Raw genomic sequence first — 18,855 nt, forward strand, 5'->3', positions numbered from 1 at the left:
GGGGGGTGGGGGCGGCACCTTCGTGGGTGCCCGGGCGTTGACGTCATGGCAGACCTCCCGGCACGGCCGGGTCCTCGCATACGATGGCCGTTGCCCGACGAGTAAAACCGACCGTGCCAGGCCCGACCGGCAAGGAGACCAACCCCCGTGTCCGTCCTCTCGAAGATCATGCGTGCAGGCGAAGGCAAGATCCTGCGCAAGCTGCACCGCATCGCGGACCAGGTCAACTCCATCGAAGAGGACTTCACGGCCCTCTCCGACGCCGAGCTGCGCGCGTTGACCGCGGAGTACAAGGAGCGGTACGCCGACGGCGAAACCCTCGACGACCTCCTGCCGGAAGCCTTCGCCACGGTCCGCGAGGCCGCCAAGCGCACCCTCGGCCAGCGTCACTACGACGTGCAGATCATGGGCGGCGCGGCCCTGCACATGGGCTATGTCGCGGAGATGAAGACCGGTGAGGGCAAGACGCTGGTCGGCACGCTGCCCGCGTATCTGAACGCGCTCTCGGGCAAGGGCGTGCACCTGATCACGGTCAATGACTACCTGGCCGAGCGCGACTCCGAAATGATGGGCCGCGTCCACAAGTTCCTCGGCCTGAACGTGGGCTGCATCCTGGCGAACATGCCGCCCGCCGAGCGCCGCGAGATGTACGCCTGCGACATCACGTACGGCACGAACAACGAGTTCGGCTTCGACTACCTCCGCGACAACATGGCGTGGTCGCAGGAAGAGCTGGTCCAGCGCGGCCACAACTTCGCGATCGTGGACGAGGTCGACTCGATCCTCGTCGACGAGGCGCGTACGCCGCTGATCATCTCCGGCCCCGCCGACCAGGCCACCAAGTGGTACGGCGACTTCGCCAAGCTGGTGACCCGCCTCACCAAGGGCAAGCCCGGCGAGCCCCTGAAGGGCATCGAGGAGACCGGTGACTACGAGGTCGACGAGAAGAAGCGCACCGTCGGCATCCACGAGTCCGGCGTCGCCAAGGTCGAGGACTGGCTGGGCATCGACAACCTCTACGAGTCGGTGAACACCCCGCTCGTGGGCTACCTGAACAACGCCATCAAGGCCAAGGAACTCTTCAAGAAGGACAAGGACTACGTCGTCATCGACGGCGAAGTCATGATCGTCGATGAGCACACCGGCCGTATCCTCGCCGGCCGCCGCTACAACGAGGGCATGCACCAGGCGATCGAGGCGAAGGAAGGGGTGGACATCAAGGACGAGAACCAGACCCTCGCCACGATCACCCTGCAGAACTTCTTCCGCCTCTACAAGCGCCACGACCACGAGGGCAAGGAAGTCCCCGGCCTGTCCGGCATGACCGGTACGGCCATGACCGAGGCCGCCGAGTTCCACCAGATCTACAAGCTGGGCGTCGTCCCGATCCCGACGAACCGGCCCATGGTCCGCGCCGACCAGTCGGACCTGATCTACCGCACCGAGGTCGCGAAGTTCGCCGCCGTCGTCGACGACATCGCCGAGAAGCACGAGAAGGGTCAGCCGATCCTCGTCGGCACCACCTCCGTCGAGAAGTCGGAGTACCTCTCGCAGCAGCTCTCCAAGCGCGGCGTCCAGCACGAGGTCCTGAACGCCAAGCAGCACGACCGGGAGGCGACGATCGTCGCCCAGGCCGGCCGCAAGGGCGCCGTCACCGTCGCCACGAACATGGCCGGACGAGGCACCGACATCAAGCTCGGCGGCAACCCCGACGACCTCGCCGAGGCGGAGCTGCGCCAGCGCGGACTCGACCCCGAGGAGCACATCGAGGAGTGGGCGGCCGCCCTGCCCGCCGCCCTGGAGAAGGCCGAGCGCTCCGTGCAGGCCGAGTTCGAAGAGGTCAAGGAACTCGGCGGGCTCTACGTCCTCGGCACCGAGCGGCACGAGTCCCGCCGCATCGACAACCAGCTGCGCGGCCGCTCCGGCCGTCAGGGCGACCCCGGCGAGTCCCGCTTCTACCTCTCCCTCGGCGACGACCTGATGCGCCTGTTCAAGGCCCAGATGGTCGAGCGCGTGATGTCGATGGCCAACGTCCCCGACGACGTGCCGATCGAGAACAAGATGGTCACCCGCGCCATCGCCTCCGCGCAGTCCCAGGTCGAGCAGCAGAACTTCGAGACCCGCAAGAACGTCCTCAAGTACGACGAGGTCCTCAACCGCCAGCGCGAGGTCATCTACGGAGAGCGCCGCCGCGTCCTGAAGGGCGAGGACCTGCACGAGCAGATCGTGCACTTCATGGACGACACCATCGACGCCTACGTCACCGCCGAGGCCGCCGAGGGCTTCGCCGAGGAGTGGGACCTCGACCGGCTGTGGAGCGCCTTCAAGCAGCTCTACCCGGTGAAGGTCACCATCGAGGAGCTGGAGGACGAGGTCGGCGACCGCGCCGGTCTGACCGCCGAGTTCATCTCCGAGGCCATCAAGGACGACGTCCACGCGCAGTACGAGGCCCGTGAGGCGCAGCTCGGCTCCGACATCATGCGTGAGCTGGAGCGCCGCGTCGTGCTCTCCGTCCTCGACCGCAAGTGGCGCGAGCACCTCTACGAGATGGACTACCTCCAGGAGGGCATCGGCCTGCGCGCCATGGCGCAGAAGGACCCCCTGGTCGAGTACCAGCGCGAGGGCTTCGACATGTTCAACGCCATGATGGACGGCATCAAGGAGGAGTCCGTCGGCTATCTGTTCAACCTGGAGGTCCAGGTCGAGCAGCAGGTCGAGGAGGTCCCGGTGTCGGACAGCGCGCCCTCGCTCTCCAAGGACGGCGTCCAGGACGCGGTCCCGGCCGGCGCCCGCCCGGAGATCCGCGCCAAGGGCCTCGACGCCCCCCAGCGCCCTGACCGCCTGCACTTCCAGGCGCCGAACGCCGAGGGCGGTGTCGACGAGGGCGACTTCGCGACCTCCGACCAGCCGTCCGGCAGCACGACGCCGGCGTCCGGCGACGGCATGACCCGCGCGGAGCGGCGCAAGGCCCAGAAGGGTGGACGGCGCCGCAAGAAGTAGCGTCTGCTGCGCAGAAGCAGGGCTTGTGAGGGCCGGGCACCGGATGGTGCCCGGCCCTTCGTGTTTGCGGCCCTCACCCCCGATGCAGCGGCGGCCCCGCCACCTCCACCGCCGTGCAGCGCCAGCGCTGGTCGTCGCCCCGGTGCAGACGGAACGCGAGGGCGCGTAACGCGGTGCCCGCGCCCACGCGCGCGAAGACCTCGAAGACCCCGGGGCGCACCTCGTAGTGCCCGACGCGGTGCACGGCCGGGCGGTGGCCGCCGACCGTGCCCAGGGGGCGGCTCTCGGCCAGGCGGGCCAGGTCGTCGTACGCGGTGTGGGCGATGTGCCGGGCCACCCAGTGCAGGGGGCGCTGGCCGCTGAGGACCAGCATCAGGCGCTCCGTGAACAGCTCGGTGGGGTGCGGGGGCGGCTGGACCGGCGTGAGCGGGCGGTGCGGGCGCCGTGGCTCGGGGACGCGGGTGTCGTGGCGGCCGGGCGGACGGGTGCCGGGCGGGCGGCCGCCCGGGGGCCGCGTCGCCGGTGGGCGGGGGCCGCCGGGGCGGCGGCGGGGCCGCGTCATGACCTTGGGCATGGGGGCGGGCGGTGTGTGCGGCCGAGGGGCCGTCCTGGGGTCGTGGGCGGGGCGGGAGGCGGTCGTGGGCTCGTGCACGGTGGGGCTCCGTTTCGGGGTGCGGTGCCGGGACGGCCCGGAGGTACCGGGCGGTAACTTGTGCTGGGGATCTTGTACGGCGGCCGGGGCGGTCGCCGCAACGGTCGCCGAGGGGGCCCGGGCGCCACGGGACGGTTCACTCATCTGGGTGAGCGGGGGTGGTCCGGGGCCTGTGCTCACCGGGTCTTGGCGGGTGATGACCTGGACCGGGGTGGACGCGGTCGACGGCTCGGGCGGCAGCTCGAAGGGGGACGCCCGCACGTATCCTGGGGGCCCGTCCCGGGAGTCCTGGAGGCCCCTCCCGGGAGCCTTCGCGACTACGAAAGCGGCCAGCCATGCGCGTGTACGTTCCCCTGACACTGCCCCGTCTCGCGCAGGCGCACGAGGCCGGTGAGCTGGGTCCCGGGCCGCTGACCGCGTACGCCGTGACGCCCGCGCTGCGCGAGTGGTACGTCTCGGACGACCTGGAGGAGCTGGAGTACGCGGCCCTGAACCGGGCGGCGCTGCACTCGCTGCGGCTGCTCGCCGGGGAGCCGGGGACCGCGCGGCGCCGGGTCGTCCTCGCGGCGGACGTGCCGGACGGCGAGGCTGTCGTCGACCCCGACCGCGGGCTCGACCGGGGCGCGCTCGGCGAGGTGCGGATCACGGCCGCGCTGCCGTTGGCCAAGGCGGCCGCGGTGCATGTGGACGGCGGGGACGCCGAGGCCGACGTCATCGCTGCGGCGGACGCGCTCGGGGCGGCGGACCAGGGGGACGACGACGCGCAGTTCGTCGTGGACGGGGCCGAGGACCACGAGCTGCTCTGGTTCGCCACGCAGGAGATCCCGAACCTGGTGCGGCCCGAGGCGTAGTCCCGGAAGAGTCCCCGAGCAGCCCCGGAGCAGCCCCGGAGTGACGCCGGAGCAGCTCCGGACCGGCCCCGGACCGGCCCCGGAACAGCCCCGGACGCAGCCCCGCGCGTGGCTCCCGGGCGGTCGCGCCCCAGGTGGGGCCTGGTCCGGTCGGGTTGTCGGTGGGGCCGGGTACGGTCTTGGGCATGGGGAAGCCACAGCGCGGGGCGCACATCATCTGGGACTGGAACGGGACCCTTCTGCACGACATCGACGCGGTGATCGGGGCGACGAACGCGTCGTTCCTGGAGATCGGGCTGGAGCCGATCACGCTGGAGCGGTATCGGGATCTGTACTGCGTGCCGGTGCCGCTGTTCTACGAGCGGCTGATGGGGCGGCTGCCCACCGAGGACGAGTGGCTGGTCATGGACGCGGTGTTCCACAAGCACTACGGGGCGCGGGTGGACGCGTGCGGGCTCGCCGAGGGGGCGGCCGAGCTGCTCGCGTCGCGGCAGGCCGAGGGGCGTACGCAGTCGTTGTTGTCGCTCGCTCCGCACGAGCAGCTGGTGCCGTTGGTGCGGCGGCACGGGATCGCCGAGCGGTTCGTGCGGATCGACGGGCGCACGGACACGTCCCACGCCGGGAAGGCCGAGCGGATGGTGCGCCACCTCGGGGAGCTGGGGGAGGTCGAGGCCCGGCGGATCGTGGTGATCGGGGACGCGCTGGACGACGCCGTGGCCGCCGCGCACGTGGGGGCCCAGGCCGTGCTCTACACCGGCGGGTCGCACAGCCGGGTGAGCCTGGAGGCCGCCGGGGTGCCCGTGGTCGACAGCCTGGGGGAGGCCGTGGAGACCGCGGAGCGGCTGGTCGCCTGAGCGCGGGGCCTGCCGGACCGACCGCCCCCAGCGGGAACCGGCCGCCCCCAGCGGGCACCGCGGCGCGGAAGAGCTACGTCACCGGCGCCTTCGCCCGCAGCACCGTCAGGAATTCCCGCATCCAGCGGGAGTGGTCCGGCCAGGCCCGGGCAGAGACCAGGGTGCCGTCGACCACCGCTTCCGCGTCCTGGAAGGTGGCGCCCGCCGACTGCATGTCGATTTCAAGGGCCGGGTAGGCCGTGACGCGGCGGCCCGCGAGGGCGCCGACGGCCGCGGTGAGCAGGGGGCCGTGGCAGATCTGGGCGACGGGCTTGTCCGCGTCGAAGAAGGACTTGAGGATCTTGCGCAGCTCGGGGTCGCCGCGCAGATACTCGGGGGCGCGCCCGCCCGGGATGACCAGGGCGACGTACTGACCGGGGTCGACCTCGGCGAAGGCCAGGTCGGAGGGCCAGGTGTAGCCCGGCTTCTCGGTGTATGTGTCGAAGCCCGGCTCGAAGTCGTGCACCACGAACTGGAGCTTCTTGCGGGCCGGGGCCGCGATGTGGACGTCGTACCCCTCCTCGCGCAGCCGCTGGTAGGGATAGAGGACCTCCAGTGACTCCGCCGCGTCACCGGTGATTATCAGGATCTTGGCTGCCATCGCTGTTCGCTCCCAGGGTCGCTGGTGCCGCCAGGGTCGGGTCGCGCGCTGTTCGGTCCGTCACGCCCAACGTGCATCGCCCGGCCGCGTTTGCCAAGAGGGCGCCCGGGTCGCGCGGGCGGCGGGCCCGGCGCGGGCCCGCCGAGCGCCTGTGGCCGGATCTGCACACGATGAGCGTGAGACGACTGTGCAGACTGTCAAAATTGACGCACTGGTTTTGTACACATACGGCTCATGACGACTTCCGGGTCCGGGGCGATAGCCTTGTCCCGTGATCAGCGCGATATCCCGCGGAGGCGACGCCGCCTCCGCCCCGCGCCCGGAGACCACGGTGTACACGAACCGTGCCGGGCGCCTCGCTGACGACTCTTCTCGGAGCGTACGGCGCGGACATCGTCGACATCACGGACACCTGGGCCGACCCATGACTCCGCCGGAATTGGCGGATTTCCGCTCGCTCAGGGCTCATCGCGGCATAACGTCGACCTCGACCGGAGACCCCGCGTCGCGGCGTCATGTCACATCACTTCCTTCTACGTCACGCAACGGCGCGCGACAGGAGTCAGAGGACAATGCAGACCAAGCTGGACGAAGCCAAGGCCGAGCTGCTCGCGCGGGCCGCCCGGGTAGCTGAGAACAGCCCGGTCGGGGGGCGCCTGCCAACGGGAGCACCGACCGGGTCCACGGGCGGGAGCCACGACACCGGCGGGTCGGGTCCGGCCGGGGCCCGCAAGGGCGGCAAGGCCCCCGCGGCCGACCAGGCCACCCCGTCGGACCCCTCCAAGGTGCTCGCGTTCCTCCAGCGGTACTACCTCCACACGGCCCCCGAGGACCTGAGCGACCGCGACCCGGTCGACGTCTTCGGCGCCGCCTACTCCCACTTCCGGCTGGCCGAGAACCGCCCCCAGGGCACCGCCAACGTCCGGGTGCACACCCCGACGGTCGAGGAGAACGGCTGGAACTGCAGCCACTCCATCGTCGAGGTCGTGACCGACGACATGCCGTTCCTGGTGGACTCCGTCACCAACGAGCTGTCCCGGCAGGGCCGCGGCATCCACGTCGTGATCCACCCGCAGGTCGTGGTCCGCCGCGACCTCACCGGCAAGCTCCTCGACGTACTTCCCGAGGGCCAGAACACCGCCGAGCGCCCGCACGACGCCGTCACCGAGTCCTGGATCCACGTCGAGATCGACCGCGAGACCGACCGCGCCGACCTCAAGCAGATCACCGCCGACCTGCTGCGCATCCTGTCCGACGTCCGCGAGACGGTCGAGGACTGGGGCAAGATGCGCGACGCCGCGCTGCGCATCGCCGACGAGCTGCCGACCGAGCCGACCGCCGACGACGTCCGTGACCAGGAGGTCGAGGAGGCCCGCGAACTGCTTCGCTGGCTGGCCGCCGACCACTTCACGTTCCTCGGCTACCGCGAGTACGACCTGACGGACGAGGACTCCCTCGCCGCCGTCCCCGGCACCGGCCTCGGTATCCTGCGCGCCGACCCGCAGCACAGCGAGGGCGACGACCACCACCCGGTCAGCCCGTCCTTCAACCGGCTTCCCGCCGACGCCCGCGCCAAGGCCCGCGAGCACAAGCTGCTCGTCCTGACCAAGGCCAACAGCCGCTCGACCGTGCACCGGCCGAGCTACCTCGACTACGTCGGCGTGAAGAAGTTCGACGAGAACGGCGAGGTCGTCGGCGAGCGCCGCTTCCTCGGCCTGTTCTCCTCGGCCGCGTACACCGAGTCCGTGCGCCGCGTCCCGGTGATCCGCCGCAAGGTCGAGGAGGTCCTCAAGGGCGCGGGCTTCACGCCCAACAGCCACGACGGCCGGGACCTGCTGCAGATCCTGGAGACCTACCCGCGCGACGAGCTGTTCCAGACCCCGGCCGACGAGCTGCGGTCCATCGTCACGTCCGTGCTCTACCTCCAGGAGCGCCGCCGCCTGCGCCTCTACCTGCGCAAGGACGAGTACGGCCGCTACTACTCCGCGCTCGTCTACCTGCCGCGCGACCGCTACACCACGGGCGTCCGGCTGCGGATCATCGACATCCTCAAGGAGGAGCTGAACGGCGCCAGCGTCGACTTCACGGCCTGGAACACCGAGTCGATCCTCTCCCGCATCCACTTCGTCGTCCGCGTCCCCAAGGGCGGCGAGGTCCCCGACCTGTCCGACGCCGACGTCGAGCGCATCGAGGCCCGCCTGGTCGAGGCCGCCCGCTCCTGGGCCGACGGCTTCGGCGAGGCGCTGAACGCCGAGCTCGGCGAGGAGCGCGCCGCGGAGCTCCTTCGCCGGTACGCCAACGCCTTCCCCGAGGGCTACAAGGCCGACCACACCCCGCGCGCCGCCGTCGCCGACCTCGTCCACCTGGAGCGGCTCTCCCAGCAGAGCCAGCAGGACTTCGCGCTCAGCCTGTACGAGCCGGTGGGCGCCGCCCCCGACGAGCGCCGCTTCAAGATCTACCGCTCCGGCGCCCAGGTCTCCCTCTCGGCCGTCCTGCCGGTGCTCCAGCGCCTCGGCGTCGAGGTCACCGACGAGCGGCCGTACGAGCTGCGCTGCTCGGACCGCACCAGCGCCTGGATCTACGACTTCGGCCTGCGCATGCCGAAGGCGCAGAACGGCAACGGCGACTACCTGGGCGACGACGGCCGGGGCCGCTTCCAGGAGGCCTTTGCCGCCGCCTGGACCGGCGACGCCGAGGTCGACGGCTTCAACTCGCTCGTCCTGCGCGCCGGTCTGAACTGGCGCCAGGCGATGGTCCTGCGGGCGTACGCCAAGTACCTGCGCCAGGCGGGCTCCACGTTCAGCCAGGACTACATGGAGGACACCCTCCTCAACAACGTCCACACCACCCGGCTGCTCGTCTCGCTGTTCGAGGCCCGGATGTCCCCGGACCGCCAGCGCGCGGGCACGGAGCTGACCGACGGGCTGCTCGAAGAGCTCGACGGGGCGCTCGACCAGGTCGCCTCGCTCGACGAGGACCGCATCCTGCGCTCCTTCCTCACCGTCATCAAGGCGACGCTGCGCACGAACTTCTTCCAGGAGGCGGCGGGCGGCAAGCCGCACTCGTACGTCTCCATGAAGCTGGACCCGCAGGCCATCCCCGACCTGCCCGAGCCGCGCCCCGCGTACGAGATCTGGGTGTACTCGCCGCGCGTCGAGGGTGTCCACCTGCGCTTCGGCAAGGTCGCGCGCGGCGGACTGCGCTGGTCCGACCGGCGTGAGGACTTCCGCACGGAGATCCTCGGCCTGGTCAAGGCGCAGATGGTCAAGAACACCGTCATCGTGCCGGTCGGCGCGAAGGGCGGCTTCGTCGCCAAGCAGCTGCCCGACCCGTCCGTGGACCGCGACGCGTGGCTGGCCGAGGGCGTCGCCTGCTACAAGACGTTCATCTCGGCGCTGCTCGACATCACCGACAACCTGGTCGCGGGCGAGGTCGTGCCCCCGGCGGACGTCGTCCGGCACGACGAGGACGACACCTATCTGGTGGTCGCGGCCGACAAGGGCACGGCGACGTTCTCCGACATCGCCAACGAGGTCGCCGAGTCGTACAACTTCTGGCTCGGGGACGCCTTCGCCTCCGGCGGCTCCGCGGGCTACGACCACAAGGGCATGGGCATCACCGCCCGCGGCGCCTGGGAGTCGGTGAAGCGGCACTTCCGCGAGCTGGGCCACGACACCCAGACCGAGGACTTCACCGCGGTCGGCGTCGGCGACATGTCCGGCGACGTCTTCGGCAACGGCATGCTGCTCTCCGAGCACATCCGCCTGGTCGCCGCCTTCGACCATCGGCACATCTTCATCGACCCGAACCCGGACGCGGCCACCTCCTACGCCGAGCGCCGCCGCCTGTTCGAGCTGCCCCGCTCCAGCTGGGCCGACTACAACAAGGAGCTGCTCTCCGCGGGCGGCGGGATCTTCCCCCGCTCCGCCAAGGCGATCCAGCTCAACGCCCACATCCGCCAGGCACTCGGCATCGAGACCGGCGGCGCCAAGATGACCCCGGCCGAGCTGATGCAGGCCATCCTCAAGGCGCCCGTCGACCTGCTGTGGAACGGCGGCATCGGCACGTACGTGAAGGCGGCCTCCGAGTCGCACGCCGACGTCGGCGACAAGGCCAACGACGCCATCCGCGTCGACGGCGCCGACCTGCGTGTGAAGGTCGTCGGCGAGGGCGGCAACCTGGGCCTGACCCAGCTCGGCCGCATCGAGTTCGCGCGCTCCGGCGGACGTATCAACACCGACGCCATCGACAACAGCGCGGGCGTGGACACCTCCGACCACGAGGTGAACATCAAGATCCTGCTGAACGCCGTGGTGCAGGCCGGGGACATGACCGTCAAGCAGCGCAACAAGCTGCTCGCCGCCATGACCGACGAGGTCGGCCAGCTCGTCCTGCGCAACAACTACGCGCAGAACACCGCGCTCGCCAACTCCGTCTTCGAGTCGCCCTCGCTGCTCCACGCCCACCAGCGGTTCATGCGCCGCCTGGGCCGTGAGGGCCAGCTCGACCGGGGTCTTGAGTTCCTGCCCACCGACCGGCAGATCCGGGAACTGCTCAGCTCCGGCCGCGGCCTCTCGCAGCCCGAGCTGGCCGTGCTCCTCGCGTACACGAAGATCGTGGCCGCGGACGAGCTGATCCACACGTCGCTGCCCGACGACGACTATCTGCGGCGGCTCCTGCACGCGTACTTCCCGAAGGCGCTGCGCGAGAAGTTCGCCGAGCAGGTCGACGCGCACGCGCTGCGCCGCGAGATCATCACGACCGTCCTGGTCAACGACACCGTCAACACCGGTGGCTCGACCTTCCTGCACCGGCTGCGCGAGGAGACCGGCGCCTCGCTCGAGGAGATCGTGCGGGCGCAGCTCGCCGCGCGCGAGATCTTCGGGCTCGGCGAGGTCTGGGACGCCGTCGAGGCGCTCGACAACGAGGTGGCCGCCGACGTCCAGACGCGGGTGCGGCTGCACTGCCGCCGCCTCGTCGAGCGCGGCACGCGCTGGCTGCTCAACAACCGGCCGCAGCCGTTGCAGCTCGCCGAGACCGTCGAGTTCTTCCGCGCCGGTGTCGACCAGGTGTGGACCGAGCTGCCGAAGCTGATGCGCGGCTCCGACCTGGAGTGGTACGAGAACATCCGCGAGGAGCTGGCCGGGGCCGGTGTCCCCGACGAGCTGGCGCAGCGGGTCGCCGGGTTCTCCTCGGCCTTCCCCTCGCTCGACATCGTGGCCGTCGCGGACCGCATGGGCAAGGAGCCGCTGGCCGTCGCCGAGATCTACTACGACCTCGCCGACCGGCTGCGGATCACCCAGCTCATGGACCGGATCATCGAGCTGCCGCGGGCCGACCGCTGGCAGTCCATGGCCCGCGCCTCCATCCGCGAGGACCTGTACGCGGCGCACGCCGCGCTGACGGCCGACGTGCTCGCGGTCGGCAACGGCGCGGCCACGCCGGAGCAGCGCTTCAAGGCGTGGGAGGAGAAGAACGCGGCGATCCTGGGCCGGGCCCGGACCACCCTGGAGGAGATCCAGGGCTCCGACGCCTTCGACCTGGCGAACCTGTCGGTGGCGATGCGGACGATGCGGACGCTGCTGCGCACGCATTCGTAGGCGGTCGCTCTACGTTGCCGGGGGCGCCCCGCACCGTGTGGTGCGGGGCGCCCCCGTCGGCGTTCGTGGCGGGGCCGGGGGGTACCCGCCGTCTGCGGAACGGGTGACGAGACTTGCCATATCTCATTAATTCGGGCATTTGGGCTACGGTAGGTGAGATTGTCTGACTGAGGAGTCCGTACGGGTCGGGAAGGTCACAAGGTGAGCCGATGACAGATGCAAGTCCGCTGGACGCCGCGGAGCGCGCGGTCCAGGTGCTCGGCGCCGGACGGCTGCCCGAGGAGTGGGCCGCGACGCCCCTGACCGTCGTCATGCCCACGTACAACGAGGCGGGGAACCTGCCCGGCATGGCCGACGCGCTGCTCACCCTGCCGCTGCCCGGCCTCAGCCTGCTCGTCGTCGACGACTCCAGCCCCGACGGCACCGGCGACATCGCCGAGGAGCACGCGCGGCGGCACGCGGAGACGTCCGGCCGCCGCCGCATGAGCGTGCTGCACCGCACCGAGAAGGACGGCCTCGGCCGGGCCTACGCGGCGGGCATGGCGCACGCCGTCGCCGAGGGCGCGCACTACGTCCTGCAGATGGACGCCGACGGCAGCCACCCCGTGGCGAAGGTCGCGGAGCTGCTCGGCGTCGCGCTCGCCACGGACGCCGGGGTCGTCGTCGGCAGCCGGTACGTCCAGGGCGGCACGCTCTCCGACGCCTGGGGCGCCCACCGCAAGCTCCTGTCCCGCTGGGCCAACGCCTACGCGGGCACCATCCTCGGCACCCGCGTCCGCGACATCACCGGCGGCTTCAACCTGTGGCGGGCCGACGCCGTGCGCGCCGTCGACCTCGGGTCCGTCGACAGCGCGGGCTACAGCTTCCAGGTCGAGATGAAGTACCGGGCGGTGGGCCACGGCCTCGACGTCATGGAGGTCCCGATCCACTTCGAGGACCGGACGGTCGGCGAGTCCAAGATGAATCTGATGGTGCAGCTGGAGTCGGTGGTCATGCCGTGGAAGCTGCGGTTCCGGGGCGCGGGGGCCTCGGGCGGCGCGGACGGAGCCCGGGGTGGCAGGCCGGGAACGCGCGGATGACGACGAGCACGTTGCACGAGGGGTCGGCCACGGCGTCGCCGGCCGTCACCGCGCCGGACGCCCGCCTGCCCCTGGCGCGGCTGCGCCGCCTCTTCCTTGAACTGGTCAAGTTCGGCGTCGTCGGCGGCTCCGGCGTGGCCGTCAACCTGGTTGTCTTCAACCTCCTTCTGCACGGCCTGAGTTCGGCCCCCATGACCGCCACCGTCCTGGCGAGCTGCGTCGCCATGGGCACCAATTACCTCGGCTTCCGCTTCTACGCGTACCGGGACCGCGCCTCGCGCACGAAGCGGCAGATCGCCCTCTTCTTCGTCTTCAGCGGCATCGGCGTGGCCATGGAGAGCCTGCTGTTCTACGCCGCGTACCACGGGGCGGGCCTCAACGGGCCGCTCGGCTCGAACATCGCCAAGGCCCAGTCCATCGTGCTGGCCTCGGCGTTCCGCTTCCTGGTGTACCGGACGTGGGTGTTCCAGCATCGGGCCCACCATGACGCCCGGCGGCCGTAGCCGGTCCCGCCGGTTGTGGGGCCTCCGGGCGGTGGCGGGCGTCGTCGCCGCCCTTCTTCTCGCCGTCGTCGTCCGCCTCCCCTGGGCCGGTGACCTGGGCATCCACGCGGCGACGATCGAACGCCTCCGCCACGATCCGCTCCACCCCGGCGATCCGCTGGTCGACGCCGACGTGCCGAGCCCCTACTACTCCCCGTGGACGGTCCTCCTCGGCTTCGTCGCCAAGGCGACGGGCGCGGGCGTCTTCGGCGTGCTGCGCGGCGCGGCCGTCGTCGGCCTCGCCCTCCTCCTCTCCGGCATCTGGCACTTCGTCCGCACGCTGACGAAACGCCGGGCCGCCCCGCCGCTCGCCGTGCTGTGCGTGCTGTTCCTCTGGGGCCCGGCCCTCTTCGCCTGGAGCGGCTTCCTCGGCCTCAACTCCCTCGCCCTCACGGTGTCGTACCCGAGTACTTTCGCCCTTGGCCTGTCCTTCCACCTGTGGGCGTGCCTGCGCAAGGCCCTGCGGGCGGGCTCGGGGTGGGGGGTGTTCCTCGGCCTCGGGGTGCTCTGGGCGACCGTCCTCCTCACCCACCAGTTCACGGGCGTCGTCGCCTCACTCGGCGCGGCGGCGATGCTCCTCGGGGCCCGGCCGTGGCCCTCGCGCGCGACGCTCTGCCGCCTGGGCGTGGGCCTCGCCCTCGGCCTCCTCGTCCTCGCCGCCTGGCCCTACTACTCCTTCTTCGACCTCCTCGGCGCGGGTGGGGACCTGGAGGAGATCCACCGCTCCCTGTACCGCGACCTCCTCGGCCGCTTCGGCCTCGCCCTCCTCGGCGTGGCCGCGCTCGCCCTGCGCTTCCGCCGCGACCAGCGCGATCCGCTCGTCCTCTTCTTCGCGCTCGGCGCGGTCGTGTTCGCCGCCGGGGGCCTGAGCGGCCACTACTCGTGGGGCCGGGTGCTGCCCGCGGCGCTGATCCCGGCGCAGGTCGCGGCGGCGGTGGAGGTGGCGGCTGTGGTCGGGGCGGCGGGGGCGGCCGGGGCGGCGCGGGCGGTGGGGACGGCGCTCGCCCCGCTGCCGACGGCCCCCGCCCGCAGCCCCCGCCGGGTCCTCGCCCCCGCCCTCGCGCCCGCTCTCGCCTGCGCCCTCACCGCAGCCCTGGCCGTCGGCGCGTGGGCCCAGGCGGGGACGCTGGGCTACGTCCTCCCCAGGGGCGCACTCCCCGCCGCCGTCGCCGCGAAGTACCGCCCGCCGTGGCCCGGCTACCGCTGGATCACCCCATGGGTCCGGTACGGAGACGTCGTCATGGCCAAGACCTTCCCCGCCCGCCAGATCCCCGCCTACGGCGCGTACACCGTGGCCCCCGGCTACCCCGACTTCTTCCTCCCCGACGAAGTTGCGCGCGAGGACGCCGTGCGCCGGTACTTCGCGCCGGGGGCGACCCGGGAGGAGAGGGTGGGGGTGCTGCGGCGGTATGGGGTGCGGTGGGTTGTGGCGTACCCCGGGGACGGGGGGTTGGGCGAGGGCGACCCCGCGCTGCGGAAGGTGGGGGTGGGGCCGAGGGGGCAGAGGCTCTATCGGGTGGTGGGGTGAGTCGTCCGCTCCCGCATGGGGTGATCTTGTCTGCTCCGCAGCGTCACTCGGGTGTGAACTCGTACTGCAGCTCGTAGAGATGGCCTGCCTTCACCATGACGGTGACCTCGATGGGGCGGTCGTTGTCGCTGTAGACGACGCGCAGGGTGTGAAGTACCGGGAGGACGCCGGGCAGCCGCAGGGCCTGGTGTTGGTCCTGGGTGGGGACCCTGGCGGAAACGCGGTCCACGCTGCGGCGCGGCGGGAATCCGAGCTCGGCGAGCAGGGTCGGGGTGCCGCCTTTGATCCGCCGCTTGTCCATGATGGCCGTACCCCGCGCCATGGCCAACTGGTAGTAAGACGTGACCAGTTCGGCCGGTTCGTCGTCGATGGTGAGGAGCTGTCGCCGCAGCAGCGCCGTTTCGCCGTCGGCGAGATGCAGGGCGGCCGCGACATCGGAGGGCGGGTGCGTCTCTGCCACGTCCAGCAGTGTGATGCGCGCGGACGTGCCGTGCCGCGATGCCTCGGTGAGCCAGCGATAGGGCTTCCCCTGTTCTGAAGGAGCCAGGGAGGAGGCGGGTCGCATGGTTCGTTGCCTGTGTTCGCGAACCGTGACCGCCGCTCCGGCGCGGCCTATGACGAGCTGTTCGTCCTTGAGGAGCTGAAGCGCCTTCTGGACGGTGGCGTTGGATGCGTCGAAGCGTGCTTTCAACTGCGCGGTGGACGGCAGCTTGCCGCCCGGGGCCAGGTCGCCGCTCATGATCTCGTCCCGGAGGTCGGCGGCGATCCGCTCGTGCAGTGAGCGACGGTCGAGCGCGTGGGCTTCGGTGGTGGGCACGGTCATCCGATCCTGATCTCATAGCGCAGTTGCTGCCGATGGGCAGGCATGACCATCGAGTCGACCTGGATCGGCTGGTCGTCGCTGTCCAGGGTGACTCTGTTCAGGCGCAGGACGGGTTCGTCTGTCCCTGTGCGCAGTGCTTCGCGCTCGTCCGCGCTGGGCATGCGCGCGGTGACGTCTTCCCGGACCCGTACGCCGACGTGGCCGAGTTCGGCGAGCAGGGTGACGGCACCGCCGGGGATCTTCCCCTTCTCGGCGAGGCGGGTGCCGCGGGCGATGGACACCGGATAGTACGTGTCCGTCAACTCGCAGGGTTCGCCGTCGAGTTCGATGATCCGACGGCGTACGACGACGGGCTCACCGGCTGGCACGCCCAGCAGCGCGGCCACCGCGTCCGGGGCCGGTACCTCGCCGGCGTGCGCGATGCGCTGACCGCCCTTGCCGCCTTGGGCAGCGGCTTCGGCCGCCCATGCGTCGGGCTGTCCCGCCGCTCGCGGCGCCAAATACGGCATCGAGGTGCTGACCCACGTGCTGTCGCTCACGGTGTCCTCCGAGTGGCCAGTGGCTTCAACCTTGCTGCTTTACACGTTAAGCGACTTGCCGGATGCCTCACCTCTGGGTCACCTTTCCGCTTTTCGTGAATAGTAGTACGGTCCTCGTCATCGTACGGCCCAGGATCAAGGCGGTGTTCACCGTGCCCCTGTCACGGCAACGACGATTTCCCCGCGCACGCGACTCCGTGCCCGCCGCGCGCGCCTTCGCTCTTGAGGCGCTGCTGGAGTGGGATGCGGACATCGCTGACCGGTACGACGACGTGCGGCTCTGCGTCTCGGAGCTCGCGACGAATGCCGTGCTGCACGGTGTTCCACCGGGGCGCGAGTTCTGTCTCACGCTTGTCGTGGACGGTCCGCTGCTCCGGATCGAAGTGCGTGACAGCGGCGGTGGGGCACCGAGGGTCCTGCGCGAGGGCGGCGAGGAGTGCGGTGGCCGAGGGTTGCGCCTTGTGGCGGCCTTGGCCGACGACTTCGGCGTGACCGTTCACACCCCTGGCAAGACTGTCTGGATGGTCTTCAAGGCAGTAGCCGAAGAGGTGTCGCGGCCCGTACATGCCGACGCGACGCGCGGAGTTCGCGCGTGAGCGGGAGGGGCGGGATCGCGCGAGGCAGGTACGGGTTTGCCGAGTGGACGCTGACGACCGTCGAGGGGATGGCGGTGCGCTATGCCGGTAAGTGCCTGTCGTGCGGGGAGCGTTCTCCCGACGTCTTCGAGGCGGATGACGCCCAGTTGTGGTGCCTCAAGCATGCGGGCTCCGTCCGGCATTCCGGCTTCGAGGTGTCGGCGTTCCAGTACTTCGACGCCGAGATGGTCGACGGGGATTCGGGTGTGCGCACGCCGTAGGCCGGGCGGCCAGGTGCTGCCCGCATGTGCTCATTCGGGCTGGTGGGGGCGGGTGGGTGGGAAAGGGCGGTGCGGCGGGGCGGGGGTGATCAGCTGGGATGGTGGCGCACGGCTGTGCTGGGTCGGGGGTGCGCGCACGGCGAGTGCAGGGGGGTGCCTCGGGCCCGGTGTCGGGACCCCTGCCCCGGTGCGGGGCGCCCTAGCCCCCCGCGTCAGCGGAACACGCTTGTCGCCAGGCGGGCCGCCCGGTGCGCGCGGAAGCCCTTCGCGCCGGTCAGGGGGTCGTGAGCTGCCCTGCCCAGCGGGAGCAGACACACAAGGGCGGTCGTGAACTCGCGGGCGGAGGGCTGCTGTTCGGGGTGACGCGGCGGGTGCCGGTGTCCTGGGTGATGGTGCCGTCGCGGCTGACGATGTAGACGCGGAGGGTCATGCCGGGGGCGGGCGAGTCGGTCTTCGGGGGTGCGGTCGCGTGTGAGGGCGTGGGCTCGGGCATGTGGTGCTCCTGTCGGTTGTCTGGCGGACCGGGTCTCGACGGCCTGCCCTGCCGATGGTTCGCTGTCCCGGCCAATCCGGCCCAGTGGACCGGCCGTTGACTAAACTGGGAGTCAGCGGTCGACAACTGTCCGGAGTGCCCCGTGACCGACTTCGCCACCTGTGCCCGAGATGCCCTGGCGGAACAGGGCATCTCCATACGGCAGGCCGCGCGCGCCTTGAACTACGACGTGGCGTATCTGTCCCGGGTCCTGAAGGGGAAGCAGCGCCCCTCCGAGAACCTGAGGCGCGGCCTCGACAGGCTCACCGGCGCCGACGGGGCGCTGCTGGCCGCGCGTGTCGGCGAGGGGCAGGGCGCCGTGGCCGCCGACGCGGGGGACGGCGTGGGTGGCGATCTCGAAGCGGTCGAGCTGGCGCGCCGCGTGCGGGCCAGCGACGTCGGCGCTGAGACGCTCCAGCGGTTGGAGAGCGCCTTCGACGAGTTCGCGGTCCGCTACCAGACCGCGTCGCCTCCGGAGCTTTTGCGAGACGTACGCCAACACCTGGGATACGTCACCAAGTTGCTGGACGACCGCAAGACCCTGAGCGAGCACCGGCGGCTCATCGTCCTCGGCGGCTGGCTCTCGCTGCTCGCCGCGACCCTGCACGTCGACCTCCGGCAGAGCCGGGCCGCGACGGCACGGCTGACCACCGCGGCCTCGCTGGCCCAGCACGCCGAGCACCGTGAGATCCACGCGTGGACGTACGAGACGGAGGCCTGGCGGGCGCTCACCACCGGTGACTGTCCCCGGGCCGTCGAACTGTCCCAGGCGGCCCAGCACGTCGCCCCGCGCGGGGGATCGGCCGAGCTTCAGGCGACCGCCCAGGAGGGACGGGCACGCGCACGCCTCGGACAGCGGCGGGAGGCGTACGCCGCCATCGAGCGCGTGCAGCGGCTCGCCACCGCGATGGTGCTGCGGGCCCGGCCGGAACACCACTACCAGTACGACCCGGCGAAGGCCACGTCGTACACCGCCACGACCTTGGCGTGGATGGGCGACCCCGCCGCGGAGGAGCCCGCCCGCGAGGTGATCGCGCAGTTCGACCTGAGCGGGGAGGCCGCGTCCTGGCCGCGCCGTGCCGTGTCCGCCCACATCGACCTCGCGCTGACGCTGCTGTCCTGCGACCGGCTCGACGAGGCGTGCGACGCCACGCGGCGGGCGATCGCGTCCGGGCGGCTGCTGCCCGCGAACCACTGGCGTGCCCTGGAGATCGTCCGGGCGGTCGAGGGGCGCGGGCTGCCCGAGGCGGTGGAACTGCGTGAGGCTTACGAGGAGTTGAGTCCCGGGTGCGGAGGGGGCGGGTGAGGTGGGGCGTGCGGTCGGGTGCCGGTCGCGGTGGGTACCGAGTGGTGGGGGCG

The 18,855-nt window shown here is 71.3% G+C and carries 15 protein-coding genes; 10 read left to right on the forward strand and 5 right to left on the reverse strand.

Annotated features, from left to right (window positions below; all coding sequences use genetic code 11):
• Positions 1 to 147: 147 nt before the first annotated feature.
• Positions 148 to 3,000, forward strand: coding sequence for a preprotein translocase subunit SecA (gene secA / locus OO63_RS36265; protein WP_030363335.1), 2,853 nt, complete (start codon positions 148 to 150; stop codon positions 2,998 to 3,000).
• Between the two features lie 73 nt (positions 3,001 to 3,073).
• On the opposite strand, the gene OO63_RS36270 is transcribed toward secA, so the two are convergent.
• On the reverse strand, positions 3,074 to 3,652 hold the full coding sequence (locus OO63_RS36270; RefSeq protein ID WP_234311456.1) for an Rv3235 family protein: 579 nt from the start codon (positions 3,650 to 3,652) through the stop codon (positions 3,074 to 3,076).
• A 335-nt stretch (positions 3,653 to 3,987) separates the two neighbouring features.
• Here OO63_RS36270 and OO63_RS36275 point away from each other — a divergent pair, with 335 nt between their 5' ends.
• The gene (locus OO63_RS36275) at positions 3,988 to 4,503 is read left to right on the forward strand and encodes a DUF6912 family protein (RefSeq protein WP_030363337.1); all 516 of its coding nucleotides are present in this window, start codon (positions 3,988 to 3,990) and stop codon (positions 4,501 to 4,503) included.
• 185 nt (positions 4,504 to 4,688) lie between these two features.
• Positions 4,689 to 5,357 (forward strand): HAD family hydrolase, encoded by a 669-nt coding sequence (locus OO63_RS36280; protein WP_030363338.1) that lies wholly within the window; start codon positions 4,689 to 4,691, stop codon positions 5,355 to 5,357.
• Between the two features lie 73 nt (positions 5,358 to 5,430).
• On the opposite strand, the gene OO63_RS36285 is transcribed toward OO63_RS36280, so the two are convergent.
• Complete coding sequence (locus tag OO63_RS36285) at positions 5,431 to 5,997, reverse strand: DJ-1/PfpI family protein (protein WP_030363339.1); 567 nt, start codon at positions 5,995 to 5,997, stop codon at positions 5,431 to 5,433.
• Between the two features lie 572 nt (positions 5,998 to 6,569).
• On the opposite strand from OO63_RS36285, the gene OO63_RS36290 reads away from it, so the two are divergent.
• The 4 genes from OO63_RS36290 (at position 6,570) to OO63_RS36305 (ending at position 14,746) form a co-directional block, all read left to right on the forward strand.
• Positions 6,570 to 11,597 carry an NAD-glutamate dehydrogenase gene (locus tag OO63_RS36290; protein WP_030363340.1) on the forward strand — a complete coding sequence of 1,676 codons (5,028 nt, stop codon included), beginning with the start codon at positions 6,570 to 6,572 and terminating at the stop codon, positions 11,595 to 11,597.
• Positions 11,598 to 11,806: 209 nt separating this feature from the next.
• Positions 11,807 to 12,676, forward strand: coding sequence for a polyprenol monophosphomannose synthase (locus OO63_RS36295; RefSeq protein ID WP_051811525.1), 870 nt, complete (start codon positions 11,807 to 11,809; stop codon positions 12,674 to 12,676).
• Positions 12,673 to 13,179 (forward strand): GtrA family protein, encoded by a 507-nt coding sequence (locus tag OO63_RS36300; RefSeq protein ID WP_078619586.1) that lies wholly within the window; start codon positions 12,673 to 12,675, stop codon positions 13,177 to 13,179. The genes OO63_RS36295 and OO63_RS36300 overlap by 4 nt, the downstream gene beginning before the upstream one ends.
• Positions 13,160 to 14,746, forward strand: coding sequence for a hypothetical protein (locus tag OO63_RS36305; RefSeq protein ID WP_051811528.1), 1,587 nt, complete (start codon positions 13,160 to 13,162; stop codon positions 14,744 to 14,746). The genes OO63_RS36300 and OO63_RS36305 overlap by 20 nt, the downstream gene beginning before the upstream one ends.
• Before the next feature lie 43 nt (positions 14,747 to 14,789).
• On the opposite strand, the gene OO63_RS36310 is transcribed toward OO63_RS36305, so the two are convergent.
• Entirely contained in the window at positions 14,790 to 15,569 is a 780-nt protein-coding gene (locus tag OO63_RS36310) for a GntR family transcriptional regulator (RefSeq protein WP_030363344.1), read from the reverse strand.
• Positions 15,566 to 16,108: a GntR family transcriptional regulator gene (locus OO63_RS36315; protein WP_030363345.1), complete on the reverse strand. Its 543-nt coding sequence runs from the start codon at positions 16,106 to 16,108 to the stop codon at positions 15,566 to 15,568. The genes OO63_RS36310 and OO63_RS36315 overlap by 4 nt, the downstream gene beginning before the upstream one ends.
• A gap of 152 nt (positions 16,109 to 16,260) precedes the next feature.
• On the opposite strand from OO63_RS36315, the gene OO63_RS36320 reads away from it, so the two are divergent.
• Both OO63_RS36320 and OO63_RS36325 read left to right on the forward strand, forming a co-directional pair.
• Entirely contained in the window at positions 16,261 to 16,704 is a 444-nt protein-coding gene (locus OO63_RS36320) for an ATP-binding protein (protein WP_169786656.1), read from the forward strand.
• Positions 16,701 to 16,964 carry a DUF7848 domain-containing protein gene (locus tag OO63_RS36325; protein WP_030363347.1) on the forward strand — a complete coding sequence of 88 codons (264 nt, stop codon included), beginning with the start codon at positions 16,701 to 16,703 and terminating at the stop codon, positions 16,962 to 16,964. Before OO63_RS36320 ends, OO63_RS36325 begins: the two co-directional genes overlap by 4 nt.
• A 274-nt stretch (positions 16,965 to 17,238) precedes the next feature.
• Here the strand turns inward: OO63_RS36325 and OO63_RS36330 are convergent, their stop codons facing one another.
• Positions 17,239 to 17,457 (reverse strand): hypothetical protein, encoded by a 219-nt coding sequence (locus tag OO63_RS36330; RefSeq protein WP_030363682.1) that lies wholly within the window; start codon positions 17,455 to 17,457, stop codon positions 17,239 to 17,241.
• 142 nt (positions 17,458 to 17,599) lie between these two features.
• Here OO63_RS36330 and OO63_RS36335 point away from each other — a divergent pair, with 142 nt between their 5' ends.
• Positions 17,600 to 18,802, forward strand: coding sequence for an NsdA family TPR-like regulatory protein (locus tag OO63_RS36335; RefSeq protein WP_033264797.1), 1,203 nt, complete (start codon positions 17,600 to 17,602; stop codon positions 18,800 to 18,802).
• Positions 18,803 to 18,855 lie beyond the last annotated feature (53 nt).

The organism is Streptomyces alboflavus (assembly GCF_000716675.1).
Taxonomy (GTDB): domain Bacteria; phylum Actinomycetota; class Actinomycetes; order Streptomycetales; family Streptomycetaceae; genus Streptomyces; species Streptomyces alboflavus.